This window comes from Streptococcus sp. HMSC072D07 (genome assembly GCF_001814835.1).
Classification (GTDB): Bacteria; Bacillota; Bacilli; order Lactobacillales; family Streptococcaceae; genus Streptococcus.
In genome coordinates, this window is record NZ_KV818034.1 from 29,463 (window position 1) to 55,067 (window position 25,605).

22 protein-coding genes are annotated in these 25,605 nt (G+C 39.8%); 15 read left to right on the forward strand and 7 right to left on the reverse strand.

Annotated features, from left to right (window positions below):
* Positions 1-739 precede the first annotated feature (739 nt).
* From HMPREF2991_RS00480 to HMPREF2991_RS00500, 5 genes are all read left to right on the forward strand, one after another.
* Positions 740-931 (forward strand): helix-turn-helix domain-containing protein, encoded by a 192-nt coding sequence (locus tag HMPREF2991_RS00480; protein ID WP_070567145.1) that lies wholly within the window; start codon positions 740-742, stop codon positions 929-931.
* A 13-nt stretch (positions 932-944) separates the two neighbouring features.
* Positions 945-2,555, forward strand: coding sequence for a DNA cytosine methyltransferase (locus tag HMPREF2991_RS00485; RefSeq protein WP_070567196.1), 1,611 nt, complete (start codon positions 945-947; stop codon positions 2,553-2,555).
* A gap of 187 nt (positions 2,556-2,742) precedes the next feature.
* Positions 2,743-2,979: a hypothetical protein gene (locus HMPREF2991_RS00490; RefSeq protein WP_070567148.1), complete on the forward strand. Its 237-nt coding sequence runs from the start codon at positions 2,743-2,745 to the stop codon at positions 2,977-2,979.
* A gap of 12 nt (positions 2,980-2,991) precedes the next feature.
* Positions 2,992-5,289 carry a hypothetical protein gene (locus HMPREF2991_RS00495; RefSeq protein ID WP_070567151.1) on the forward strand — a complete coding sequence of 766 codons (2,298 nt, stop codon included), beginning with the start codon at positions 2,992-2,994 and terminating at the stop codon, positions 5,287-5,289.
* Positions 5,290-5,300: 11 nt separating this feature from the next.
* Entirely contained in the window at positions 5,301-6,065 is a 765-nt protein-coding gene (locus tag HMPREF2991_RS00500) for an ATP-dependent helicase (protein ID WP_070567162.1), read from the forward strand.
* Between the two features lie 330 nt (positions 6,066-6,395).
* Here HMPREF2991_RS00500 and HMPREF2991_RS00505 read toward each other — a convergent pair whose 3' ends face one another.
* Positions 6,396-6,737, reverse strand: a complete 342-nt coding sequence (locus tag HMPREF2991_RS00505) for a metal-sulfur cluster assembly factor (protein WP_001206380.1) — start codon at positions 6,735-6,737, stop codon at positions 6,396-6,398.
* 123 nt (positions 6,738-6,860) lie between these two features.
* Here HMPREF2991_RS00505 and HMPREF2991_RS00510 point away from each other — a divergent pair, with 123 nt between their 5' ends.
* From HMPREF2991_RS00510 to HMPREF2991_RS00540, 7 genes are all read left to right on the forward strand, one after another.
* Complete coding sequence (locus HMPREF2991_RS00510) at positions 6,861-7,712, forward strand: helix-turn-helix domain-containing protein (protein ID WP_070567165.1); 852 nt, start codon at positions 6,861-6,863, stop codon at positions 7,710-7,712.
* A 197-nt stretch (positions 7,713-7,909) separates the two neighbouring features.
* On the forward strand, positions 7,910-9,157 hold the full coding sequence (locus tag HMPREF2991_RS00515) for an MFS transporter (protein WP_070567168.1): 1,248 nt from the start codon (positions 7,910-7,912) through the stop codon (positions 9,155-9,157).
* A gap of 77 nt (positions 9,158-9,234) precedes the next feature.
* Positions 9,235-10,515: a histidine--tRNA ligase gene (gene hisS / locus HMPREF2991_RS00520; protein ID WP_070567169.1), complete on the forward strand. Its 1,281-nt coding sequence runs from the start codon at positions 9,235-9,237 to the stop codon at positions 10,513-10,515.
* 220 nt (positions 10,516-10,735) lie between these two features.
* On the forward strand, positions 10,736-11,377 hold the full coding sequence (locus HMPREF2991_RS00525; protein ID WP_000771207.1) for a CPBP family intramembrane glutamic endopeptidase: 642 nt from the start codon (positions 10,736-10,738) through the stop codon (positions 11,375-11,377).
* Positions 11,378-11,394: 17 nt separating this feature from the next.
* A complete protein-coding gene (locus tag HMPREF2991_RS00530; RefSeq protein ID WP_070567171.1) occupies positions 11,395-11,613 on the forward strand; it encodes a hypothetical protein in 219 nt (72 codons plus the stop codon).
* 151 nt (positions 11,614-11,764) lie between these two features.
* The gene (aspS, locus tag HMPREF2991_RS00535; RefSeq protein WP_070567172.1) at positions 11,765-13,528 is read left to right on the forward strand and encodes an aspartate--tRNA ligase; all 1,764 of its coding nucleotides are present in this window, start codon (positions 11,765-11,767) and stop codon (positions 13,526-13,528) included.
* Positions 13,506-14,447, forward strand: coding sequence for a YitT family protein (locus HMPREF2991_RS00540; RefSeq protein ID WP_000806269.1), 942 nt, complete (start codon positions 13,506-13,508; stop codon positions 14,445-14,447). The genes aspS and HMPREF2991_RS00540 overlap by 23 nt, the downstream gene beginning before the upstream one ends.
* Positions 14,448-14,480: 33 nt before the next feature.
* Here the strand turns inward: HMPREF2991_RS00540 and HMPREF2991_RS00545 are convergent, their stop codons facing one another.
* The 5 genes from HMPREF2991_RS00545 to HMPREF2991_RS00565 all read right to left on the reverse strand — a co-directional run bounded on the left by HMPREF2991_RS00545 (position 14,481) and on the right by HMPREF2991_RS00565 (position 19,988).
* Positions 14,481-15,467, reverse strand: coding sequence for a LacI family DNA-binding transcriptional regulator (locus HMPREF2991_RS00545; RefSeq protein ID WP_009729491.1), 987 nt, complete (start codon positions 15,465-15,467; stop codon positions 14,481-14,483).
* 9 nt (positions 15,468-15,476) lie between these two features.
* A complete protein-coding gene (locus tag HMPREF2991_RS00550; protein ID WP_070567174.1) occupies positions 15,477-16,277 on the reverse strand; it encodes a DUF1189 domain-containing protein in 801 nt (266 codons plus the stop codon).
* Positions 16,278-16,458: 181 nt separating this feature from the next.
* A complete protein-coding gene (locus HMPREF2991_RS00555; protein WP_001065651.1) occupies positions 16,459-17,301 on the reverse strand; it encodes a sugar ABC transporter permease in 843 nt (280 codons plus the stop codon).
* 1 nt (position 17,302) lies between these two features.
* Positions 17,303-18,595, reverse strand: a complete 1,293-nt coding sequence (locus HMPREF2991_RS00560; protein ID WP_000414940.1) for a sugar ABC transporter permease — start codon at positions 18,593-18,595, stop codon at positions 17,303-17,305.
* A 124-nt stretch (positions 18,596-18,719) separates the two neighbouring features.
* Positions 18,720-19,988: an extracellular solute-binding protein gene (locus HMPREF2991_RS00565; RefSeq protein ID WP_000095457.1), complete on the reverse strand. Its 1,269-nt coding sequence runs from the start codon at positions 19,986-19,988 to the stop codon at positions 18,720-18,722.
* A 475-nt stretch (positions 19,989-20,463) separates the two neighbouring features.
* On the opposite strand from HMPREF2991_RS00565, the gene malQ reads away from it, so the two are divergent.
* Positions 20,464-21,981, forward strand: a complete 1,518-nt coding sequence (gene malQ / locus HMPREF2991_RS00570) for a 4-alpha-glucanotransferase (protein WP_049501519.1) — start codon at positions 20,464-20,466, stop codon at positions 21,979-21,981.
* A gap of 24 nt (positions 21,982-22,005) precedes the next feature.
* Complete coding sequence (gene glgP / locus HMPREF2991_RS00575; protein WP_070567176.1) at positions 22,006-24,264, forward strand: glycogen/starch/alpha-glucan family phosphorylase; 2,259 nt, start codon at positions 22,006-22,008, stop codon at positions 24,262-24,264.
* Between the two features lie 62 nt (positions 24,265-24,326).
* On the opposite strand, the gene HMPREF2991_RS00580 is transcribed toward glgP, so the two are convergent.
* Positions 24,327-25,175 carry a putative RNA methyltransferase gene (locus tag HMPREF2991_RS00580; RefSeq protein ID WP_044020094.1) on the reverse strand — a complete coding sequence of 283 codons (849 nt, stop codon included), beginning with the start codon at positions 25,173-25,175 and terminating at the stop codon, positions 24,327-24,329.
* A 151-nt stretch (positions 25,176-25,326) separates the two neighbouring features.
* On the opposite strand from HMPREF2991_RS00580, the gene HMPREF2991_RS00585 reads away from it, so the two are divergent.
* A complete protein-coding gene (locus HMPREF2991_RS00585) occupies positions 25,327-25,605 on the forward strand; it encodes a DUF6110 family protein (RefSeq protein WP_000910910.1) in 279 nt (92 codons plus the stop codon).

Genomic DNA, 25,605 nt, shown 5'->3' on the forward strand with positions numbered 1-25,605 from the left:
AATATGGACAAGTCAGGTAAAAAGTAAACTCAAAAAGCAAGCCAAAAATGGGATTTTATTCTTTAAAAGAATAACGGCATAATCGGATTGATTTCCGGCTATGCCGTTTTCCCTTTTGTATTAGGTATATGGACTTCCCTAATGTAGTTCAAATGAATAATAGTTTGCTTTTTGTTCTTGTTCCAGGAACCTTTTTTATTTTCATATCCACTATTTTCGCAACGAAAGTGCGGATGATCTCAGTAGTCTGATCCATGATGTCTATGAAGTTATGCACAATATCAAAAATTAATTCACGTTCAACTGTTGCTCTTGGCAGGTAGTGATAAAAGTTTTGAGTTCAGTCTTACGACTTTCAGGTTGATTCGGTTCTTTTTCAGCTAATTTTGTAAGCAACATTATCTATATAGAGTCATTCTATATGAATATCAAGCTTTTAAATTCCTGCATCCATCAACATGAGCTCCTGTGGCAGTTTTTCGTACAGCGTCTATTCCTCCTTTCCGAGGACCATCTTGCTATTTCCCTCTATAAGATGGGCTTGATAAAACAAAAAATCTGACGTTTTTTGAAAAAAGATTTAGAAAATGAGAAATCCTACTGAATACATTTATCAGTAGTTTTTTGTTTTTAGCCATTTTTAGTAGTTATTAGTAATAAAACACTATATATTGTAATAAAGCTAATTGTTTTTTAGACTAATCTATGATAAAATGATTAGAAATTAAGGAGGTACCCGATGAACAACGAAGAAAAATGGGCATCAATGGAGGAACTTTGTAAGCATCTTGGTCTAAGCAGAGATACTGTAAAAAAGATGATTCACACGCAGAATCTTCCTGCCTATAAAATAGAAAGAAAATGGAAATTTAAGATTAGCGAAGTTGATTCGTGGATTCGAAAAAACAATCGAATTACCGATGCAGAATAACGAGGTATTCAATATGATAAAAACAATTGATTTATTTGCAGGTGCAGGAGGATTAAGTCTTGGATTTCTTATGACCGGAAAATATCAGATTGTTGCTGCTGCGGAAATTAATAAAAATGCACGAGAAACTTATAAGACTAACATTACAAAAGATAATGATAACTTTGAATTTATAGAAAATGTTATTGATTATGATTTTTCAACCCTAAACTCAAGATTTGAAAACTCAATTGATGTTGTAATAGGCGGACCTCCTTGTCAAGGATTTTCAAATGCTAATAGGCAAAAAAATCATTTGATTAGCATGAATAACAGCTTAGTTAAAGAATACTTCAGAGCTATCCGACAAATTCGTCCGAAAGCTTTTGTTATGGAAAATGTTAGCATGCTTGAGTCAGAAACCCACAGATTTTATGAATCCCGCAAAGATAACGATGAAATAGACTCACTTATCGCAAATGGATATGATATCCCAAAAAGAATGGATACATTAGTACTATCAAAAGTTTCGTTTGATGGTATAGATATGTGTAGACTACCTGAGTCCGACTTGAGAGAAATATTTATTCCGAAACAGTTAACACATCTTTTATCTGTATTGCAAAAAAATATCAATAATCCAAGAAGACTGCCAAACTTTCTTTTAAAAAATAAAGCTACAATTGAAAAACTAATTAATTCATATATCTGTAGCGAAGATTTTGCTAATTCAACAGCAAAGCAACAAATAATATCAAAATTAGAAACAATAAAATGTGAGTTAGAGAATAGCCGTCCTGAAAAAGCATCTGAGGAATTGGACTACATAGTCGGTTTACAAAAGCTGATAAAGTCCATTTCAGAAATAACCGAAAACGAATTAATTGGGAATTATGAATATTCCGCTGAAGATGGTTTGCGTTTTATAGTTAATTCATATTCTGTTATTGATTATATTAATGCGATTCTTGGAGACGAATATATTCAAAAAGGTAATGTATTTAATGCCAAATGGTTTGGTGTCCCACAGGAACGTCGAAGGTATATAGTTGTAGGAATAAGACGCGATATATACATAGACAAAGATATTGATTTGATTTTGCCAAATGAAACTATAGCCAATAAAATTCCTACTGTAGGTGAGGCAATTTTAGATCTTTCGAATTATGAGGTTGGCTATAAACTACACTATACTCCAATCCCTTATGTAGAAAAAAAAGGTATAAGTAGCTATGCTCGCTCTATGCGCAAGGGTAGTAAGAGTGTTAAAAACCATATAACAACGAAAAGCACAGATAAAGCATTAGAGCGTTTCAAGAAAATTAAACAAGGAAAGAATTTCCACAGTCTTGGTATTGAAGATAAGGATACATATTCAAAACCCGAAAGGACACAGAACACAATATATTTGAGGCTTGACCCAAATAAACCTAGTGGAACAGTGGTAAATGTTCGTAAATCCATGTGGATACATCCAATACTGGATAGAGCAATAACTGTCAGAGAAGCAGCAAGACTTCAGTCTTTCCCTGATTCCTTCGAGTTTATTGGCACTAAAGATTCCCAATATCAGCAAGTTGGAAACGCCGTGCCACCACTATTAGCCAAAGGAATTGCAGATTTAATCTTTAAATATTTACAATAATTAAACAATAATAAAAAATACCGCGATTTTCACTGAATATTTCGTGGTATTTTTTTATTATTTGCTTTCGTAATAATTATTAATAAATATATTTGTAATATATTTAGAATATATTGCAAATATTGTTGACTATATAAAATATAAATGATATACTTTAGGTAACATACGAAAAATGGAGGTTCCCATTATGGGCAAAAAACAGGAAACTAAACGTGAGAAGTTTATTAGGCTTGCTGAAGCACGTACTAACAAAATAATTGATATGCTACAACTTCTTGGTAACTGCTCGAATTTAAGCACATATGATTACACTCAACAAGATGTTGATAAAATATTTGCTGCAATCGAATCCGAAGTTCGTGAAACTAAGAAAAAATTCAACAAATCAGAGAGCAAAAAAGGTTCTCGTTTTACATTAGATTAAGGAGGAACTTCCATGGTTTTTACTTCAATACCACAAAATTACAGAAATAATGTAGACTGGATCCTAGGCGCATACACTGATGCAGGTGTAACCTTCCCGAATGGTTTTCAAAAGGATGCGATACAGAATGCTGTTGGTGCAAGACCAACAAAAAATTGGAAAAATTGGAGATGTGATATTTCTTTAATTGAAAATGACCGGGGCAGATATGTTGTCGTCGAGGACTCTGGAACCGTGGGTTTGACTGGAAATAATACTCCCGCTGAACAGATTAATGAACTGATGGCAGAAGGTAAAGTTCTACCTCCAGAGGAACGGCTTTCGCGTTTCACCTCAATGTTTAATTCCGGTGGTAATACTACTGGAGGTGGCCTTTTTGGTGCTGGTAAGAGTGTTTACTCTGTTGCTTCTAAAACCTATACTTATTATTATGATTCACTCCGTGAAGATGGAATGTATGTATCAAATGTCAATAAAGGTGGCCAAGTTAATTCTATCGCTTATGAAGGATCTGAAGCCAAAAAATATATTAAAGAGAACACAGGTTTAGACGAGAAGAAAACCGTTGGTACTCGAATCATAATTGAAAAACCAAAAGACGAATTGGTTGAATCCATAACAAGTGGAGAACTCGTTCCACTTATCCAAGAGTCCTGGTGGTTAATTATTGAGCGTTTGCCAGCAGGCTCTGCTATTACTGTAAATAATGTTCCTATTACAGTTCCTGATGATATTAAAAAAACACGACGAGCGTATGAATTGCAAAAACCAGAAAGTTATTCTCAGGGGTATAAAGTCAAGCACTTCGGATTATATGTCTTCGAAGATGGCGGAAATATATGGTCTGGACTCTCTTATTATCGCAAGGGAATGAAAATTGGCGAGATTGACATCAAGGATATTCCTAAAGATGTTGAAGGAAAATTTTGGGGATATGTAGAGGTAGATGAGCTTTGGGAAGATGAACTCTCTGATATTGAGGATAAGGTTCATTTCGGTGTGAGTAAGGGAAAGAAACATACTAATACTTATCAGAATTTGAAGAACTACTGCAATAATAAATTCCACGAAAACATGGTTAAATGGGGATTCATAAAGGATAATAAGACTGAAGATAAAAAACTTAATGATGAATTGCAATCAATCGCAGAAGAACTTCAAGATCTATTTGATAACCTTGAATTTGAAAATCTTGGCACAGGTCCACAAAAGCCTGATTTTGATGTTCGTTGGCAAGATATTCGCTATCCTGTGGCAGAGACAGAAAAAGTTACATCCGGTGATGAAATTGCTTTTTCTGTTAGAATAAAGAATTCCTATACAACAGACAAGAAATTTGATTATAAAATTTTAGTGGTCGACCCTGAAAACCGTTCGGTTCTACATCAGATTGATGCCGGAGAGATAACAGTAAAAGCAAACACAGTACATCGTATGGATAAAATCCATACGGTTACGAAAAAGAATTCAAAGCAATATGCAGAAAATCGTATTGTTCTATCTGTTAAGGTTATTGGTAGTGGTAAAGAAAAGACAAAAGTTCTTCCGTATTTCTTTGACATAGATAAGCCAGATACCTCTCGTGAAACTGTTGGCTTGACACTGCATGAATGTTTGTTCCCTGTCCAAGGCAGTCGTCGTGTAAATTTTGGTGAAGCTGTTCGTAAAGTATGCTGGAAGATTGAGAATAAGCGAAATCACACATTAAATTATCGTTTGAATGTAAGCATCCACAAAGCAAATGCAAGTGATAAAACATGTCCTAAAATAGTTGACGTACTGTCACTTACAGGTATAATTCCTCCATTCGAAGATCAGATTACCCCTTATTTAGATGAGATTGTCTTTGATAAAGACACATACGAACCTTATCTTTCCGAAGGCACATTGGAACTTCGGGCAAGACTGATAGCAAATGAAGACGATCCAATCTATGAAAAGGGCGATAAAATAACTTCTTATCATTTTAAAATTTTCCTAAATATGGATGAAAAGAATGGAAAGAGAGAGTCGTTTAGGATCGAACTTTCCAAATCAAAAAATAATTTTGAGCGCTCGTGGCGAACTCCGGGAAATGATAGAAAAATCACTATAAATATTGAACATCCAGCATACAATAGTGTGGCTGATTATCCGGATTTTCGACATGATTATCTTCGCGAACAAATGTTGAAACAGTATGTTCTGCTCTATCTAGATGAAGGTAAATATGATATATTTGGAGATGGGTTTATTGGTCTTGAGCCACAAGAAGCTGCTGATAAAGTACTTCAGAAAGTGGAAAGTGTTTATTATGAAAGTCTTAAATAAGGGGAGTTTTTATGAAACACGTGGTATCATTGGATAAAGATGGTAATCTAGTATATAAGGGTCTACTTACCGCAAAAGAAATTGCCACTATAGATGAGATTAAAAATGCACTTGAACAAGAAATCCCTCAAATTGAAGCAGATCTAGAGGAGGTATATGGTAAAAGTGTGTTGTACAAATACAATCTGGGTAAATTTCTGGGAGAATTACTAACTAAATATAATATATCTGCTTCTGAACGCAAACAATTTTGGGATGAAATCAAAACATTTGCTACGAAAGAAAATCGTCGCAGAGATGAAAGTAAGAATGCTGAAACCCGTAGTTTCTATGGTCAGTGCTATAGATTGTCGCAATTTGATCAAGAAGTAGTAGAAAAACTTTCTTGGCGCCAATGGCAAGATATTCTTGATAGAGTTCTCAATAGAGAAGATGAAAGAATATTTGAGTGGATTAGAAATAAAAAAGAGAAAATCCGTGAAGATGACTGGCGTGAATTTGAAAAAGGCTTACACCTATATTTGAAAAGCAAGGATACATCGGTTTTTACGAATGATGAGCTGTTTGAAATATACGAATCGATTCTAAATATGAGTCAATATTGGCGTATTGCTTTTGATAAGTTCAAAAAAGATTTTCCCGACAGTGCAAAAATTAAATCCAAAGGACGTAGATCGAAGAAATATCAATCGACTTGTTTCCAACTTAAACGAGAACTACACAAGCCTCTCGATGACAGTATATTTGAAAAAGCATTTGAATTGGCAATGAGATAAATAACAACACAGACCATGCAGGAGCCAAAACTCTTGCATGGCCTTTACTTTATTACTCTTCGATCGTTAGCAGTGTCCTCGGTAAATACGCCCATATCGTATCATCCGCTTCTCGTGGAGCCGTGACAGACTTCTGGAATATGGACAAGTCAGGTAAAAAGTAAACTCATACTCTTCGAAAATCAAATTCAAACCACGTCAACGTCGCCTTGCCGTACTCAAGTACAGCCTGCGGCTAGTTTCCTAGTTTGCTCTTTGATTTTCATTGAGTATCAAAAAGCAAGCCATCCTCGGCTTGCTTCTTTTTATCTTCAAAAGTGATTTGCCTCATTAACGAGGTGGCAGTCCAAGGGCAATACGGCCGTAGCGACTGATTCGTGTGATCTTCCAGGCAGGCGACCAGGTAACTTCAACCTTGACGTCCTCGATACCTTCGATTTGTTTTAGACCTGCGACGATTTCAATAGGCAGGCTTTCGGCGCAATCGCAGGCGGTGTCGGTGAAGGTCATGACAATCTTGCAGAGGCCTGTTTCGTCCAGATTGATTTCATAAATCAGTCCTAGATTGTAAACATCCAATTCCACATCTGTATCAAAAACCTTCTCTAGTTTTTCGATAATTTGGTCTTGCAAGGCCAAAGCACGGTCATTGATTTTGATATCCTCTCTCATTACAGTCCCTCCACGTGATAAATATCCTCTATTTTCTCATAATTCTGACAATTTGGCAAGTTTTTGATGAATTTTCTGAAAAATATGATAAAATGAAGAAAATACTCAATTAAGGGGAAGTCTATGGAGCAGATTGGAAAAGTCTTTAGACAATTACGAGAGTCAAGAAATATCTCGCTGAGACAAGCAACTGGGGGACAATTTTCGCCGTCTATGTTATCCCGATTTGAAACAGGTCAGAGTGAGCTTTCGGTGGAAAAGTTTCTATTTGCACTGGAAAATATATCTGCCAGTGTGGAGGAAATCCTCTTTCTGGCTAGAGGTTGTCACTATGATACAGATTCTGAGTTGAGAAAAGAAATCACAGATATCTTGGATCCAAAGAACATAGCGCCTCTCGAAGACTTGTATCGTAAGGAGTATCAAAAGTATGCCAATTCTCAAAACAAACAGAAACATATTCTAAATGCCATTATGATCAAGTCTTATATGAAGAGCATGGATGAAACGGTAGAGTTAACAAGAGAGGAAGGGGAAGTCCTTCATGATTACCTGTTTTCTACCGAGATTTGGGGGAACTATGAACTCAATTTGTTCTCAGTTAGTTCCCCACTTTTATCTGTTCCTCTTTTTACTAGATATGTACGAGAAATGGTCCGAAAATCTGATTTTCTAATGGAGACGAAGGGCAACCGAAACCTTTTTCATACTATGCTATTGAATGGTTTTTTAGCCAGCATTGAGTGTGAAGAATTTACCAATGCCTATTATTTTAAACGTGTTATCGAAGAGCATTTCTACAAGGAAAACGAGACCTATTTCCGAATTGTCTATTTGTGGGCGGAAGGTCTCCTTGATAGCAAGCAAGGCAGAGTTAAGGAAGGACAAAAAAAGATGGAAGATGCTGTCCGTATTTTTGAGATGCTTGGCTGTAACAAATCTGCCGAATACTATAGAAATACACCCGATTGTTGAATATCTGCAAACTAAGAAAATAATTTGAAATTTTAAGCGATAGAACTTTTGACTACTCTCAGGTCGTTACAAAAGTTCTATCGTTTCTTTGCTCATTTTGTGTGTTGCATATATTCAAAAGTTTTCCCTTTCAATTTCTAAGTGCTATACTATAGTCATACTTCATATAGGGATTATAACAAGAAGGGAGATTACCTATGAAACTATTGTTTAGAAATCAAGCTTATCGACTCTTGACTTTGTCGCGCTTCTTCAATGCCTTTGGTGCTTCGATTTTTAACCTAGTATTTGTCGTTTATGCATCGACCTTGCCACAAGCCTCTTTTGCTGTTGCTACGGCGAATATTGTCATGATTCTTCCGACTCTCTTTACAGTTTTTGTAGGGATTCGGGCAGATTACACAAGGGAAAAGGTCAAATGGATGGTCTATAGCGGTTTGTTTCAGGCGGTTTTATTTTTTCTGGCAGCCCTAGTTGTTCAGCAAGCTAGTCTCTTTGCCTTTTCTAGCCTGTGTTTGATCAATGTCATCAGTGATGTGATCAGTGATTTTGCTGGTGGTTTGCGAATGCCTCTCGTTAAGGAAAAAGTAGCTGAAAAGGATCTGATGGAAGCTTATTCTTTTTCCCAGTTTATCACATATATTTCAGCTATTGGTGGTCAAGCTTTTGGAGTTTGGCTCTTAGGTCTATCGGTCAACAATTTTTCCCTTGTTGCGGGAATCAATGCCTGCTTTTTCCTAGTATCAGCCTTTATTCTCTTTTTAGGAAAAAGCAAATTGAGTCTGTCAATGTCATCTGCTGATGGTGAAAACCTAAAAAATGAGAAGCTTTCTATCAAAGACCAGTTCCTAACAATTTACCGAAATTTACGTCTCGTTTTTCTTAAAGGTGGACAGAAAAACTTTGGTTTCATGATCTTTGCTGTCTTGCTTATTAATGCCTTGGGTGGGGCTTTAGGAAGCATCTATAACATCTTCTTTTTGAGCCATTCTCTCTTGAATTTTTCTTACACAGAGGCACTATTTATCAATCAATTCTGTGTTTTAGTAGCAATCATCATCAGTAGCCTTACGGGCAATGATTATTTTGGGAAGCAGTCCCTGCCTAGATTGATGATGTGGGCGACCGTAGGACTCAGTCTAATTGGTCTAGCTAATGTATTCAATCAAGTCGTGCTTGGTTTGCTATTTCTATTTTTAACTCTCTATGTGTCTGGTAAAGTTCAACCAAAGATTAGTGCCATGCTCATGAAAAATCTAGCCCCAGATGTTCTAGCTCGTACCAGTAATTTTTTAGGTTTATTGTTTACCTTATCCATACCTGTGGGAACAGCTTGTTTTTCACTTCTAGCTGTATGGAATATACAGTTGACTTGGATGTTATTTGTTGGTCTTTCCTTGCTAGCTATTCTTTTGACAATTATTAATCTCAAAAATGATATCTAAATCCTAATTTTATTCATACTGTTTTAATCCCTCTATTTATGGTAAAATAAGACTATTAAGTTTAAAGAGGATTCCCTATGAAATTACAAAAACCAAAAGGAACGCAGGATATTTTACCTGCTGAGTCTGCTAAATGGCAGTACGTTGAGGGCTTTGCCCGTGAAATTTTCAAGCGCTATAACTATGCAGAAGTGCGCACGCCTATTTTTGAGCATTACGAGGTCATCAGCCGCTCTGTCGGAGATACAACGGATATCGTTATCAAGGAAATGTACGATTTTTATGACAAGGGTGACCGCCATATTACCCTCCGTCCAGAAGGAACTGCGCCCGTTGTCCGCTCTTATGTGGAAAATAAACTCTTCGCACCAGAAGTGCAAAAGCCAAGTAAGTTCTATTACATGGGCCCTATGTTCCGTTATGAGCGTCCACAGGCAGGGCGTTTACGCCAATTCCACCAGATTGGTGTTGAGTGTTTTGGCTCTAGCAATCCAGCTACCGATGTGGAAACCATCGCTATGGCAGCTCATTTCTTGAAAGAAATCGGCATCCAAGGTGTCAAATTGCATCTTAACACTCTTGGAAATCCTGAGAGTCGTGCGGCTTACCGTCAAGCCTTGATTGATTATTTGACACCGATCAAGGAGACCTTGTCTAAGGATAGCCAACGTCGTTTGGAGGAAAATCCTCTCCGTGTCTTGGACTCTAAGGAAAAAGAAGACAAGGTGGCAGTAGAAAATGCACCGTCTATCTTGGATTTCCTTGATGAAGAAAGCCAAGCTCATTTTGATGCCGTCCGTCAGATGTTGGAAAATCTGGGTGTAGACTATATCATCGATACCAATATGGTGCGTGGTCTGGACTACTACAACCACACCATTTTCGAATTCATCACTGAGATTGAGGGCAATGATTTGACCGTCTGTGCGGGTGGTCGTTACGATGGTTTGGTTGCCTACTTTGGTGGTCCTGAAACTGCAGGCTTTGGCTTTGGACTTGGTGTAGAGCGCCTGCTTCTCATCCTTGAAAAGCAAGGTGTGACTCTCCCTATCGAAAACGCTCTAGATGTTTATATCGCAGTCTTGGGTGAAGGAGCAAATGTCAAGGCCTTGGAATTGGTACAAGCCCTTCGCCAACAAGGTTTTAAAGCAGAGCGTGATTACCTCAACCGGAAGCTCAAAGCTCAGTTCAAGTCCGCCGATATCTTTGCGGCTAAGACCCTCATCACGCTAGGCGAGAGTGAAGTTGAAAGCGGACAAGTGACGGTCAAAAACAACCAAACACGAGAAGAAGTGCAAGTGTCACTTGATGCTATCAATCAAAATTTCTCAGAAATCTTTGAAAAATTAGGCTTTTAATGACAGATAAACTGGTCAGGAATATATCCTGACTCTCTTTTTCCTAGGATCAACATTGCTTTTGCTTGCTTAAAAATATCTTTATAAAACCATTACTACCGTTTCTATTTTTGCAAGAGGAATTCTCTTATTAGCCCTTTTAGTTGCGACTGTATTCCACATTTTTATCAAGATGATGTGAATAACAATGCTAAGTCTTCATTTCAAATAGGAGTCTTTTATGAAATTACTTAAAAATCTTGGCTGGTTTCTTCTAGCTATTCTATCCTTTTACTTTGGCTATGGTCTGGTTCAGAGTATGGCTTTATCGGCGCTTGACCTAGGGGCTTCAATCTTTGGAGTCTTGCCACTTTATGTCGCCCTGTCAGGGGCCTATGTTTATGGAGTTTACATATGGTATCAGACAGAAAAGGTTAGCATCCAGACAACAGCTTTTAATCGTTATATCTGGTTGCCTACTCTGGTTTTGCTAGTGGCGATTACAGCCCAGTTCTTTTTGCCAGAAGATCCGTCAGTCAATCAACAAATCGTATCACAACTGACAGTTGCTCAGCCTGTCTTTGGTTTCTTTATGGTAGTGGTCTTTGCTCCTCTGACGGAAGAACTCATCTTTAGAGGGATGCTGGCGCGCTATCTCTTTCCTAAGCAGAACAACGGAAAACAGACAGCTCTGTTTCTCCTCGTATCGAGTGTGCTTTTTGCCTTGATTCATTTTCCAGGAACTTTGCAACAGTTTTTAGTTTATGCTAGTCTGGGATTGAGTTTGGGACTGGCTTATGTGAGCCGAAAAGGTCTTCTTTATAGCATTTCTCTCCACGCTTTGAATAATTTAATCGGCTTTTTGATGATACTCATGCTATAATAGAGTCAGGAGGTCACATGAAACGAGTAATTTTATTAGCAGTGATACAGGCGGTCGTTCTCTTCTTTATCATCGGGGCACTTGCCTATGCCTTTAAAGGCGATTTCTTTTACAACTATCTAGTAGTTGTCTTTGCGCCTATTGCAGGTGTCTTGCGTTTTGCTTCGGCTTATGCGACGGAGATTGTTCTACCTAAAAAGGCAGCTGAGATTGCTGAAAAGCGTAAAAAAGGTTAAGAATCATAATCAGAGAATCCGATAATGTTTTCATCGGATTTTTTGTCTGTTCGTTTTGATTTCTAAAGACAATCAAACTTTTCTGATGATTTTCATGAAGAGCTTGCGCTTTTATGGTAAAATAGTAACAGAATAAAAGAGGAGAGAAACAATGAAACGTAGTATGTATGCTGGTCGTGTTCGTGAGGAACATATCGGACAAGAAATGACCTTGAAAGGATGGGTTGGCCGTCGTCGTGACTTGGGTGGTTTGATCTTTATCGACCTTCGTGACCGTGAAGGGATCATGCAGTTGGTTATCAACCCTAAAAAAGTTTCTGCAGAGGTTATGGCAACAGCTGAAAGTCTTCGTAGCGAATTTGTTATCGAGGTGACTGGACAAGTCGCTGCGCGTGAGCAAGCCAATGATAAATTGCCGACTGGTGCGGTTGAGTTGAACGTGACAGCTTTGACAGTGCTGAATACAGCTAAAACAACACCTTTTGAGATTAAAGATGGGATTGAGGCCAATGACGATACACGTTTGCGTTACCGATACCTTGACCTTCGTCGTCCAGAAATGTTGGAAAATCTTAAACTTCGTGCTAAGGTGACTCATTCTATCCGCAACTACTTGGATGAGTTGGAATTTATCGATGTAGAAACACCATTCCTTTCTAAATCAACACCAGAAGGAGCGCGTGACTATTTGGTGCCATCTCGTGTCAATAAAGGGCATTTCTACGCCCTTCCTCAAAGTCCACAAATCACGAAACAGCTCTTGATGAATGCTGGTTTCGACCGCTATTACCAAATCGTTAAATGTTTCCGTGACGAGGACTTGCGTGGTGACCGTCAGCCTGAGTTCACCCAGGTCGACTTAGAAACGTCTTTCCTTACGGAGCAAGAAATCCAAGATATCACAGAAGGCTTGATTGCGCGCGTGATGAAGGAAACAAAAGGAATTGAAGTAACCCTTCCCTTCCCTCGTATGAAGTATGACGATGCTATGGCCCTTTACGGTTCTGACAAGCCAGATACACGTTTTGACATGTTGCTTCAGGACTTGACAGAAGTTGTCAAGGGTGTTGATTTCAAAGTCTTTTCAGAAGCACCTGCCGTTAAAGCCATTGTAGTCAAAGGAGCTGCAGACAACTACTCACGTAAAGACATTGACAAGATGACCGAAGTAGCCAAACAGTACGGTGCCAAAGGTCTTGCTTGGGTCAAGGTAGTTGATGGAGAATTAAACGGACCGGTTGCCAAGTTCTTGACTGGGATCCAAGCAGACTTGACTGCAGCGCTTGGTCTTGAAGACAAGGATTTGGTTCTCTTTGTGGCGGATACGCTTGAAGTGGCGAATGCAACACTAGGTGCCCTTCGTGGCCGTATTGCCAAAGAGCTTGGCTTGATTGATAACGATAAGTTCAACTTCCTTTGGGTGGTTGATTGGCCAATGTTTGAATGGTCTGAAGAAGAAGACCGCTACATGAGTGCCCACCATCCATTTACCCTTCCACAGGAAGAAACAGCTCACGAATTAGAAGGTGATTTGGCTAAGGTTCGTGCCATTGCTTACGATATCGTCTTGAACGGTTATGAGCTTGGTGGTGGTAGCCTTCGTATCAACCAAAAAGACCTTCAAGAACGCATGTTTAAGGCTCTTGGTTTCTCGGCTGAAGAAGCAAATGACCAGTTTGGTTTCCTTCTTGAAGCCATGGACTATGGTTTCCCACCACACGGTGGTTTGGCGATCGGACTTGACCGTTTTGTGATGCTCTTAGCAGGAGAAGAAAATATCCGTGAAGTCATTGCCTTTCCTAAGAACAACAAGGCAACCGACCCAATGACACAAGCTCCATCAACAGTCGCTCTCAAACAACTAGAGGAACTCAGCTTACAAGTAGAAGAAGATGAAACAAGCAAAACAAATTAAGCGGTGCCGCTATTATCTGCGCCGCTTTGCTTATCAGATAAAAATCTTACGAGTTTTACAAAGTATCTCTCGAGAAAAATATGATGAGAAAGTATCGGCCTCTCTGGTTTATGGCTTTTTGTCAGCGGTAGCAGTCAATTTCTTTTTTCAACCAGGGCACGTTTACTCCAGTGGTGCGACGGGTCTGGCACAGATTATCTCTGCTTTGAGTAATCACTGGTTTGGTTTTTATATTCCGATATCGCTAACCTTTTATGCTATCAATTTTCCATTGATGATTTTGGCTTGGTATCAGATTGGGCATAAGTTTACAATCTTTACCTTTATCACAGTATCCATGAGTTCCCTCTTTATCCAGCTTGTGCCAGTTGTGACTTTGACAGAGGATCCCATCATCAATGCCCTTTTTGGGGGAGTTGTCATGGGCTTGGGAATTGGTTTTGCGCTCCGTAACAATATTTCTAGCGGAGGTACAGATATCGTCAGTCTGACCATTCGAAAGAAAACGGGTAAGAATGTCGGTAGTATTTCTTTCCTGGTAAATGGGACCATCATGCTGATAGCAGGTTTGACCTTTGGTTGGAAATACGCCCTTTACTCCATGATTACCATCTTTGTCTCCAGTCGTGTGACAGACGCGGTCTTTACAAAGCAAAAGCGCATGCAGGCCATGATTGTGACCAATAATCCTGACAAGGTAATCGCAAAAATCCATAAAAAATTGCACCGCGGAGCAACCATGATCCACGATGCAGAAGGAACCTATAATCATGAGAGAAAAGCAGTCTTGATTACGGTTATCACGCGAGCAGAGTTTAATGATTTTAAACACATCATGAAACAGGTCGATCCGACAGCCTTTGTCTCTGTATCCGAAAATGTCCACATCCTAGGACGATTCGTAGAAACAGACAATTAATAATACTCAAAAGACCAGCCTTGAGGCTGGTCTTTATTTTTCGATAATTTTGTGTCCAATCAACTGGCGGTAACAAATCTGTTTATTGTTTTTGGCATCGTTAATAATCTGGAGAATGGTTTCAAAGGAAACGCGCCCGAGTTCTAAGCTATTGATATCCACATAGGCTGCCAAGTTCAGTTTAGGGTTGACCGAGTCAAAGCTGAGGACAGGGACATCCAGTTGGTGTTTTACGATGTAATCACAGACCCCTGCAGCAAGAAGGCTATCAATAGTAATAATAGCATCAATATTTGGATCATGCTCGAAGAGAAGTTTACTAAAGCGATAACCATTATCTTCAAGAAATTCGGTCGCAAAGTAGGTCAGATTTGGATCAATAGGAAGTTGGTATCGTTTAAGAGCTAACTCATAACCCATTAGACGATCTTGTGTTACGAAAAGTTTTTTGGTTCCTCCGATGAAGGCAATTCGCTTGCATCCTTTTTTGATGAAATATTCTGTTGCATCAAAACCTGCCTGGACATTGTCATTATCGACGAGCGGAATGAAGGGAGATAGAGATTTACCTAAGATAAGGAAAGGAAATTGCTCATCTGCTACTAGCTTAACCAAAGGATCCTCTTCTTGGGCATAGAGGAAAATCAAACCATCTACACGCTTACCATAGACCATCTGGGAAATAGCTTTGAGCCGCTCTTTTGCATCTTTCCCCGTTGCAATCTGGATAGCATAGTGGTTCTCAGATGCCACTTGGGCGATCCCTCGTAGAACAGATGGGAAGAAAGGATTTTGGTAAAAGGCATCCGAGTCGTCAGGAAGCACCAGGCCGATAACTTGAGTATAGCTACTTACCAAGCTACGAGCATTGAGATTGGGGTGGTAGTTGAGCTCCTTCATCGCCTTGCGAACTCGTTTTTTGGTTTCATCACTAATCGTTGATTTGTTTTGAATAACGCGGGTAACAGTTGAAGGTGAGACACCTGCTGCCTTGGCCACGTCTTTAATCGTAACGGGCATAAAAATCTCCTATTTATGATAATCTGGATCACGGAAGTGTGTCTTGTAAAAAATGGTGACCAGATAAAGAACAAAAAGAATGTTTTGTACAGTGATAAGGGTTGCCATATTTTGGCCAAAAAGTCCCAAAATAAGCGTAATCAGAGTGGGTAATCCTAAACAGTTCAAGATAAAATGGTAGCACTCTTTAAAGGTCCTAAATGAAAAGAGGCGTGATCTTTTAGTGATATAAAGGAGAAAGCTAGCTCCAAGAGAGACAATGAAGAAATTCAATCCAAAGAGAAAGCTTGCACCAAGAACGAGAAAGAGACTGATATAGACCCGGTTTTGTTGATACCAGTCTTTAGAAATGGCCTGGGTAAGATCTTCCTTACTCTGGAAACTCTCCGTTTGAATCGCGTGGTAGCGAATGCGAGTCAGTTCCTTACTTTCCTTGCTGATGACGAGTTCTTCCGTATCAAAATGAAGTTGCAAGTCCTTTGGAAATTCATTGCTTTGGCTTGGACCAATTAAAAGAGAAGGCTGATGATTCTTCGTACCTGAGTAGTTCAGCTTTCCATCAACGATTTGTGTATTCTCTGACAAATCCATGATGGCTTCATCTGTCAGCGGTGTATAAACATTATCGATAAAGGTATCCAGTGGATACGTTTCCTGTGAGCTGTTTTGAATGGCAATCGGAACCATAGACAAGCTGATGAGGAAAATGCTCGTAAAGAGAAGCTGAAACCAGTTGAGTCCGAAACGTTTTGACAGGGGCTTACGAAATCCCCAGATACTAGAGAAATACGAGAATGGATATGGAAGCATAGGCATCTTTCTAAAAGGTGTTTTCTATATGAGTATTATTATATAGAGAAATGTGCTTTATTTCAAGTCTAGTAGATAAATTGCTGATTGAAAAGCGGATTTTGCTACTATTTGCGATCTTGTGTCCAATCCTGCAGCTTTAGCAACAAGATCCAAAATGAAAAAGGGTGGCGGGGATAGATTATCCCTTGTCGCCACCACTTGTAAGTCCTGAAACAAAGTTCTTTTGTAGGAAGAAGAAGAGAATACAGATTGGAAGGGCGATGAGGATAGCACCTGCTGAGAAGTAGGCAATCTTCAAGTTTTTCACATTGCTGACAAAGGTCTGTAGACCAACGGCAACTGTAAAGTATTCTTTCTCACGAAGCAAGAAACTAGAGAGGATATAGTCTCCGAAAGGTCCCATGAAGGCCCAGAGCGCTTGTACTGCAACCATTGGGCGAACAAGAGGGAGAACAATTTGCCAGAAGCGACGGAAGTGTCCTGCACCATCAAGTTTTGCTGATTCATCAAGAGACATTGGTACTGTGTCGAAGTAACCTTTCATCAACCAAGCGTTCATTGGGATACCACCACCAACATATAGGAAGATGAGGAACCAGCTATGGTTAAGGGCATTCAACATAAGGGCCATAACGAAGAAGGCAGTCAAAGCGGCCATTGTTGGTACCATTTGGATGATCAAGAAGAAGACCAAACTTTGTTTACGAGCCAAGAAGTTGTAACGACTGTAGGCATAACCAGCAAGTACGATGATGCTTGTTTGGACAGCCATTGTAATCAAGGCAATGATCAAGGTATTGAGATACCAAGTGCCGTACAAGGTTTCAGTGAAGAGTCCTTTAAAGTTATCAAAACTAAAATCGACGTTACCATCTAGTTTAAAGGCTACCACGTTACCAGACTTGAAGGCTGACATAATGGTAATCAAAAGTGGATAAATAATGACGATTGATAAGCCAATCAAGTAGAGGTAAGTGAGGGTTTGAGTCAGTCTACGTTTGAGTTTGATTGAGTTATTCATCTTAGACGTCCTCCATATCAAATGCGTGTAGTTTCTTGAATGCAATCATAGAGATAGAGATGACAATAATGGAGATAATCAAGGTAACAGCTGCCGCCATAGAGTATTGTGGGGCTGTACCTGTTGTCAAACGGTAAATCCATGAGATCAAGATATCAGTTGAACCGGCTCCACCACCAACGCTACCAGGTCCTCCACCATTAAAGAGATACATGATAGAGAAGTTGTTAAAGTTGAAGGTGTATTGGCTGATCAATGTTGGAGCTGCAACAGCCAAGATCATTGGGAAAGTGATGTTGCGGAATTTTTGCCAAGCATTGGCACCATCGATGTAAGCCGCTTCGTAGAGGTCGTTAGGAATAGACTGCAAGATACCCAAGGTCAAAACGTAGATGTATGGGAAACCTAGCCAACCTTGCATCATAATCAAGGCAATCTTAGTCCAAGTCGGATCGGTTTTCCAAGGGATAAGAGCTCCATCTAGGAAAGGAAGAACCTTAGACAAAAGAGGCAAGACTTGGGTGTTGATGGCACCAACACTATCATTAAACATGTTTGAGAATGTCAAGATAGTGATGAAGGCTGGAACTGCCCAAGGAAGAAGGAAAATAACACCGAAGATACGTTTTCCTTTGATAAATGGTTGGTTGGCAATGATGGCAGTAAAGATACCAATGACAATCTGCAAAGTAGAAGCAGATAAAGCCCAGATAATGGTCCAAGAAAGAACGGAACCAAAGGCTGAACGGAAGGTACTCAAACTCCAGATGTTTGTGAAGTTCGTTAAACCAACCCAGTCCAACAATTTGTTTGGTGGCAAGTGTTGGAAGTCGTAGTTGGTAAAGGCAATCATCAAGGTTACGATAACAGGGAAGATAATTGCAAATGTCATCGCTACATACGATGGGATGATTAAAAGGTATGGGAATCCATTTTCATAAATGCCTTTAATCATGTCCTTGAAGGTACGAGCTACGGGAATACCGTTGTTGATACGTTTAGCAGTCGTATGTGCATCCTTGATATTAAAGATGTAAAAGAGCAAGTAAACGACAACAAAGATAGAATGGAAAGCACCGCGAATCAGCATGAAGAGTGAATTATCACGGCCAGGTTTGTCACCAAGGGTGACCAAATTGCTTAATTCAGGGGTTGCAAGTGTTAGAAAATACAGAACAAATAGAACAGTAATGCCAAGGAAAATAAATCCTTTAGCTTTTTGTTTGTTATAGATTTGTCCTAAACCAGGAATGATTGACAGCAAGGCTGCTTTGCGAGGCTGTTGTTTTTCCATGATTACTCCTTTCATAGGATGCGAGTTTAAACTCGGATTCAATCGTAAGATACGTACATCTGATAAGAAGCATATCTATAAATTCAAAGGGGGATTTTGCTTCCACCCCCCTTGAACAATTCAATTAGTTACCAAATTTTTGTTGGATTGTTTCCTTGATCAATGTTACAGCATCGTTAGCAGCTGTTTTCGCATCTTTCTTACCACTTACAGCATCAAAGAGCATAGTTTTTGCTGGATCCCAAACTGTTGACATTTGTGAGATGTTTGGCATTGGTTGAGCGTTCTTGAACTGTTTGATAACAGCTGTAGTCAACTCATCGTTTTTGCCTTCAGCATAAGTACGAGCCTCAGTGTTAGCTGGGATTTCATTGGTTGCATCGTAGAATGCTTTTTGTTGTTCAGTTGAAACTAGGAAGTCTACAAATTTTTGAGCGCCTTCAAGGTTCTTAGTGCTTGATGGGATGATCCAAGCTTTACCACCACCGAATGCTGCGTAATCTTTACCGTTTGGAAGAGTTGGGATAGTCGCAACACCGTAGTTTACTTTAGCATCTTTAAAGGATTGAGCTTTCCAAGGACCATCGATGATAGCAGCTGTTTTGCCTTCTTGGAATTGAGTTTGGATCAAGTTACCAGCACCTTCAGTATCTTGCATACCTTTAGGCCATTTTTCGTACCAAGATTTAGCGTATTCGATACCTTTGATTGCTCCGTCGTTTGCAAGACCGATATCTTTAGGATCTTTACCATTTTGACCGAATACATAACCACCGTTACCAGCAAGGAGTCCATATGCGTAGTAGAAGTTTGTCCAGTCAGCTAAGAAGGCAGTAGTTTTGCCATCTTCACCAGCGAAAGCATATTTGCTATCTTTTGCAAGTTCTTCTAGTTCAGCAAAAGTTTTTGGAGCTTCTTTTAGCAAGTCTTTGTTGTAGTACATTACGAGAGACTCGATAACGGCTGGAGCACCATAGACTTTACCACCAACAGTTACAAGAGATTTAGTAGTATCGTCTGTTTTCGCACCATCACTAAGAGTTACTTCTGAAAGTTGTCCGTCAGTACCAAGGCTACCTACACGGTCGTATGGAGCCATCATAACATCAGGGGCTTTACCAGATTGGTTGTCAAGTGAAAGGTTATCAAGACCACCCATTTGGTCTCCTGTTTTGATCGTAACTTTTACGCCAGATTCTTTTTCGTAAGCTTTTGCAGCTGATTCAGCGAAGGCTTTATATTGGTCTTCAACGTAGAAAGTGATTTCTTGTGCTTCTGAAGAGCTAGTATCAGCTGCTTTGTCAGCAGATTTGCTTCCGCAAGCTACCAAGAGCAAGCTAGCGAGAGTAGCAGTTCCGAGCACAGCAGCGCTCTTCATGAATTTAGATGACATAGTGTATTCCTCCTAAAGAATAACAGTATAATTTATTTAGAAAACGCAAACGTTTTCTTTTATGAGCCTAGTATAGCACAAATAGAAAACGGTTGCAAGCGTTTTTAAAAAGTTTTTTAAAAAAATTTTAAGGTTTCAAACATTTGTTAAAGCCTTTATATAGGAAAAAACTTAAAATGTTTGTTTCTCTTGAATGGAAAATATATTAGGGAAACGATTGCGTAAATTCTGCTCGATTTTTCAGAAAATAGAGCAGCTGTTTGGAATGAATTATCTTAAATCAGAAAATCTTTAAAATTTTTTTGGCTCATTTCATAAAATATCAGTGGGAACAAGTTTTGTTTGATTAAAATAATTCAAAAAAATTTTTTAAAACCGCTTGCATTTGTTTTTGAAATGCGTTATACTTAAATCAACGCAAACGTTTGCGCCTTGATTTGCGCAGCGTTTTATTACAAACACATGAGGTGCTATTATGAAAAAACGTCAAAGTGGTGTGTTGATGCACATCTCTTCTCTTCCAGGAGCTTACGGGATTGGATCATTTGGCCAAAGCGCCTATGATTTCGTTGATTTCTTGGTTCGTACCAAGCAACGTTACTGGCAAATCCTCCCTCTTGGGACAACAAGCTATGGAGATTCTCCATACCAATCATTCTCAGCCTTTGCTGGAAATACGCATTTTATCGACCTTGATATCTTGGTAGAGCAAGGCTTGCTCGAAGCCAGTGACCTTGAAGGTGTTGACTTTGGTAGCGATGCATCTGAAGTTGATTATGCGAAGATTTATTATGCACGTCGTCCGCTTTTAGAAAAAGCAGTTAAACGCTTCTTGGAAGTGGGAGATGTCAAAGATTTTGAGAAGTTTGCTCAAGACAACCAATCATGGCTTGAACTCTTCGCTGAGTATATGGCGATCAAAGAGCATTTTGACAATCTTGCTTGGACAGAATGGCCAGATGCAGATGCTCGTGCCCGTAAAGCTTCAGCGCTTGAAAGCTACCGTGAGAAATTGGCAGACAAGTTGGTTTACCACCGTGTGACACAATACTTCTTCTTCCAACAATGGTTGAAATTGAAAGCCTACGCTAACGATAACCACATCGAAATCGTTGGGGACATGCCTATCTACGTAGCGGAAGATTCAAGCGACATGTGGGCAAATCCACACCTCTTCAAGACAGATGCCAATGGTAAAGCAACTTGCATCGCAGGATGCCCACCAGATGAGTTTTCTGCAACTGGTCAGCTTTGGGGCAACCCAATCTATGACTGGGAAGCAATGGACAAAGACGGTTACAAATGGTGGGTTGAACGCTTGCGCGAAAGCTTCAAGATCTACGATATCGTTCGTATCGACCACTTCCGTGGTTTCGAATCTTACTGGGAAATTCCTGCTGGTTCCGATACAGCAGCACCTGGTAAATGGGTGAAAGGTCCAGGCTACAAACTCTTTGCAGCCGTTAAGGAAGAGCTTGGTGAGCTAAACATCATCGCAGAAGACCTTGGTTTCATGACAGATGAAGTCATCGAGTTGCGTGAACGTACTGGCTTCCCAGGAATGAAGATTCTTCAATTCGCCTTCAACCCAGAAGATGAAAGTATCGATAGCCCACACTTGGCACCTGCCAACTCTGTTATGTACACAGGAACACACGATAATAACACTGTTCTTGGTTGGTACCGTAATGAAATCGACGATCCAACTCGTGAATACATGGCTCGTTACACGAACCGTAAAGAGTACGAAACAGTGCCACACGCAATGCTTCGCACAGTCTTTTCATCTGTTAGCTTCATGGCTATTGCAACTATGCAAGACTTGCTAGAACTAGATGAGTCAGCTCGTATGAACTTCCCATCTACTCTTGGCGGAAACTGGTCATGGCGTATGACAGCAGACCAACTCACACCAGCTGTTGAAGAAACTTTGCTTGACTTGACTACAATTTATCGCCGAATCAATGAAAATTTGGTAGAATTAAAGAAATAAGACATTATCAGGAGACACATAAACATGTTACCATTAAACGAATTTGTACAAAAACGTTACAATAAAACCATTGCAGAATGTAGCAATGAAGAGCTTTACCTTGCTCTTCTTAACTACAGCAAGCTTGCAAGCAGCCAAAAACCAGTTAACACTGGTAAGAAAAAGGTTTACTACATCTCAGCTGAGTTCTTGATCGGTAAACTCTTGTCAAACAACTTGATTAACCTTGGTCTTTATGACGAAGTTAAAAAAGAGCTTGCAGCTGCAGGTAAAGAGTTGATCGAAATCGAAGAAGTAGAATTGGAACCATCACTTGGTAACGGTGGTTTGGGACGTTTGGCAGCCTGCTTTATCGACTCAATCGCTACACTTGGTTTGAATGGTGACGGTGTTGGATTGAACTACCACTTCGGTCTTTTCCAACAAGTTCTTAAAAACAACCAACAAGAAACAATTCCTAACGCTTGGTTGACAGAGCAAAACTGGTTGGTACGCTCAAGCCGTAGCTACCAAGTGCCATTTGCACACTTCACATTGACATCTACCCTTTATGATATTGATGTACCTGGTTACAAGACAGCTACTAAAAACCGCTTGCGTTTGTTTGACTTGGATTCAGTTGATTCTTCTATCATCGAAGATGGTATCAACTTTGACAAGACAGATATCGCTCGCAACTTGACTCTCTTCCTTTACCCAGACGATAGCGACAAGCAAGGTGAATTGCTCCGTATCTTCCAACAATACTTCATGGTTTCAAACGGTGCGCAATTGATCATCGACGAAGCAATCGAAAAAGGAAGCAACTTGCATGACCTTGCAGACTACGCTGTTGTACAAATCAACGATACTCACCCATCAATGGTGATTCCTGAATTGATCCGTCTCTTGACTGCGCGAGGTATCGAGCTTGATGAAGCAATCTCAATCGTACGAAGCATGACTGCCTACACTAACCACACAATCCTTGCTGAAGCCCTTGAAAAATGGCCTCTTGAATTCTTGGAAGAAGTGGTTCCTCACTTGGTACCAATCATCAAAGAATTGGACCGTCGTGTGAAAGCAGAATACAAAGACCCAGCTGTTCAAATCATTGATGAAAACGACCGTGTACACATGGCTCACATGGATATCCACTACGGATACAGTGTTAACGGGGTAGCAGCACTCCACACTGAAATCTTGAAGAATTCAGAGTTGAAAGCTTTCTACGACATCTACCCAGAAAAATTCAACAACAAAACAAACGGTATCACATTCCGTCGTTGGCTCATGCATGCCAACCCAAGACTGTCTCACTACTTGGATGAGATTATTGGAGAGGGTTGGCACCATGAAGCGGATGAGCTTGAAAAACTCTTGTCATACGAAGACAAGGCTGCTGTCAAAGAAAAATTGGAAAGCATCAAAGCTCACAACAAGCGCAAATTGGCTCGTCACTTGAAAGAACACCAAGGTGTGGAAATCAATACAAACTCTATCTTTGATATCCAAATCAAACGTCTCCACGAGTACAAACGCCAACAAATGAACGCTTTGTATGTGATTCACAAATACCTTGACATCAAGGCTGGGAACATCCCTGCTCGTCCAATCACAGTATTCTTTGGTGGTAAAGCAGCTCCTGCCTACACAATCGCCCAAGACATCATCCACTTGATCCTTTGCTTGTCAGAAGTGATTGCAAACGATCCAGCAGTAGCTCCACACTTGCAAGTGGTTATGGTTGAAAACTACAACGTTACTGCAGCAAGCTTCCTTATCCCAGCATGTGACATCTCAGAACAAATCTCACTTGCTTCTAAAGAAGCTTCAGGTACTGGTAACATGAAATTCATGTTGAACGGAGCCTTGACTCTTGGTACTATGGACGGTGCTAACGTGGAAATCGCTGAGTTGGTTGGCGACGAAAACATCTACATCTTTGGTGAAGATTCAGAAACTGTTATCGACCTTTACGCAAAAGCAGCTTACAAATCAAGCGAATTCTATGCTCGTGAAGCTATCAAACCTTTGGTTGACTTCATTGTGAGCGATGCTGTTCTTGCAGTAGGTAAGAAAGAACGCTTGGAACGTCTTTACAACGAATTGATCAAAAAAGACTGGTTCATGACTCTCCTTGACTTGGAAGACTACATCAAAGTCAAAGAGCAAATGCTTGCTGACTACGAAGACCGTGACGCATGGTTGGATAAAGTCATCGTTAACATTTCTAAAGCAGGATTCTTCTCATCTGACCGTACAATCGCTCAGTACAACGAAGATATCTGGCACTTGAACTAATAATTACATAACTTAAACCCGTACCTTGAAGGTGCGGGTTTTGTCTTATCTGAAAGTTTTATTTACAGTGCTTTCCCAACCAAAATCTCTGCCTCAATGGTAATCTCTGTCAGTTGACTCCAGTCAATTTTGGTCTGGTCAACATGAAAGAGAAGGGGGGTCATGCTAAGTAAAGCTTGGCGTTGCTCGGCTGTGATGGGTTTGGTTAGGGAAGCTATTTGGATAGATTGGATGCTGAAGTATTCCTGGAAATGTTCCTTGATATCTTGGTTGGAATAGTCCTTGTTTGTCAGCTGGTCTTGTACCCTTTGACGGATTTCTTTGAGGTGATTTTCAGTCGGGATGACCTTGATCAAGATGCCATCTTTGGATAAAACGCGACGGAATTCCCCATAGTTGGCAGGTGAAAAGATGTCGAGCAGGATATCCATACTGGCGTCTTTTATAGGAAGTCGAGCCAGGTCACCGACAAACCAATTAACTGACCAGTTGAGTTCACTTTTAGCTGCGATTTGGACCGAGTCTTTTGAAATGTCAAAGGCATAGAAGGTTTTATCAGAGTGACTTTCTTGGAGTTTACGAGAGTAGAAACCTTCGCCACAACCGATATCCAAGACTGTTTTTGCGGATGGATTAGTTGTTAGTAAGTCCGAGATACCTTCTAAAATAGCCTGATAAAAACCAGCTTCAAGAATTTGCTGGCGGTTTTGGAAGTTTTCCTTGTCGTAGTTGGCAGATTGCTTGATTTGCGGAGCCAAGTTGACATAGCCGAATTTTGCCAGATCAAAAGAATGGCGGTTGCTACACTTGAGGCTAGACTCTACCAAGGCCAGATTTTCTTGGCAGATAGGGCAGGAAAAGGCAGTCGCAGAAGCAAAACGCTGAAGTTTGGGTTTGAGGTTTGTATTCATAGTTTAAGTGTATCAAAAGAGGCAAATGAAAGCAACTTTAGAAATAAGTAGATGGGAGATTCAGTAGAAATAAAACTAATTCTCCAATTTATAGAATAAAATTGCTTTTATATCTAAATTTCTATATAATAATGATAAGGAGGAAATAAGTATGTTAAAAGAAGTATTAACCGTTGCAAAAGTTGCGAAAAAATCATCACTCTTTTTGGGTGGTGTCGCATTTGGTACCCTTGGTTTGAAAATCTTGGCAAGTAAGGAAGCTAAAAAAGGTTATTCTAAAGCTTTGGCTAAGGCTTACAAGTTGAAAGACGGGCTAGATGCATCTGTTTCTGTTGTGAAACAACATGGAGACGATGTCTTGCAAGATGCCAAATATTTGTACGAGCAAGAGAAAAAAGAAGAGCAATTAGATAGCCTTATAGGAGAATAA

Excerpts from the sequence above, each read along its gene's own strand:
- HMPREF2991_RS00480 (WP_070567145.1), top strand. The coding sequence starts at position 740 with ATGAACAACGAAGAAAAATGGGCATCAATGGAGGAACTTTGTAAGCAT.
- HMPREF2991_RS00485 (WP_070567196.1), top strand. The coding sequence starts at position 945 with ATGATAAAAACAATTGATTTATTTGCAGGTGCAGGAGGATTAAGTCTT.
- HMPREF2991_RS00490 (WP_070567148.1), top strand. The coding sequence starts at position 2,743 with ATGGGCAAAAAACAGGAAACTAAACGTGAGAAGTTTATTAGGCTTGCT.
- HMPREF2991_RS00495 (WP_070567151.1), top strand. The coding sequence starts at position 2,992 with ATGGTTTTTACTTCAATACCACAAAATTACAGAAATAATGTAGACTGG.
- HMPREF2991_RS00500 (WP_070567162.1), top strand. The coding sequence starts at position 5,301 with ATGAAACACGTGGTATCATTGGATAAAGATGGTAATCTAGTATATAAG.
- HMPREF2991_RS00505 (WP_001206380.1), bottom strand. The coding sequence starts at position 6,737 with ATGAGAGAGGATATCAAAATCAATGACCGTGCTTTGGCCTTGCAAGAC.
- HMPREF2991_RS00510 (WP_070567165.1), top strand. The coding sequence starts at position 6,861 with ATGGAGCAGATTGGAAAAGTCTTTAGACAATTACGAGAGTCAAGAAAT.
- HMPREF2991_RS00515 (WP_070567168.1), top strand. The coding sequence starts at position 7,910 with ATGAAACTATTGTTTAGAAATCAAGCTTATCGACTCTTGACTTTGTCG.
- hisS (WP_070567169.1), top strand. The coding sequence starts at position 9,235 with ATGAAATTACAAAAACCAAAAGGAACGCAGGATATTTTACCTGCTGAG.
- HMPREF2991_RS00525 (WP_000771207.1), top strand. The coding sequence starts at position 10,736 with ATGAAATTACTTAAAAATCTTGGCTGGTTTCTTCTAGCTATTCTATCC.
- HMPREF2991_RS00530 (WP_070567171.1), top strand. The coding sequence starts at position 11,395 with ATGAAACGAGTAATTTTATTAGCAGTGATACAGGCGGTCGTTCTCTTC.
- aspS (WP_070567172.1), top strand. The coding sequence starts at position 11,765 with ATGAAACGTAGTATGTATGCTGGTCGTGTTCGTGAGGAACATATCGGA.
- HMPREF2991_RS00540 (WP_000806269.1), top strand. The coding sequence starts at position 13,506 with ATGAAACAAGCAAAACAAATTAAGCGGTGCCGCTATTATCTGCGCCGC.
- HMPREF2991_RS00545 (WP_009729491.1), bottom strand. The coding sequence starts at position 15,467 with ATGCCCGTTACGATTAAAGACGTGGCCAAGGCAGCAGGTGTCTCACCT.
- HMPREF2991_RS00550 (WP_070567174.1), bottom strand. The coding sequence starts at position 16,277 with ATGCTTCCATATCCATTCTCGTATTTCTCTAGTATCTGGGGATTTCGT.
- HMPREF2991_RS00555 (WP_001065651.1), bottom strand. The coding sequence starts at position 17,301 with ATGAATAACTCAATCAAACTCAAACGTAGACTGACTCAAACCCTCACT.
- HMPREF2991_RS00560 (WP_000414940.1), bottom strand. The coding sequence starts at position 18,595 with ATGGAAAAACAACAGCCTCGCAAAGCAGCCTTGCTGTCAATCATTCCT.
- HMPREF2991_RS00565 (WP_000095457.1), bottom strand. The coding sequence starts at position 19,988 with ATGTCATCTAAATTCATGAAGAGCGCTGCTGTGCTCGGAACTGCTACT.
- malQ (WP_049501519.1), top strand. The coding sequence starts at position 20,464 with ATGAAAAAACGTCAAAGTGGTGTGTTGATGCACATCTCTTCTCTTCCA.
- glgP (WP_070567176.1), top strand. The coding sequence starts at position 22,006 with ATGTTACCATTAAACGAATTTGTACAAAAACGTTACAATAAAACCATT.
- HMPREF2991_RS00580 (WP_044020094.1), bottom strand. The coding sequence starts at position 25,175 with ATGAATACAAACCTCAAACCCAAACTTCAGCGTTTTGCTTCTGCGACT.
- HMPREF2991_RS00585 (WP_000910910.1), top strand. The coding sequence starts at position 25,327 with ATGTTAAAAGAAGTATTAACCGTTGCAAAAGTTGCGAAAAAATCATCA.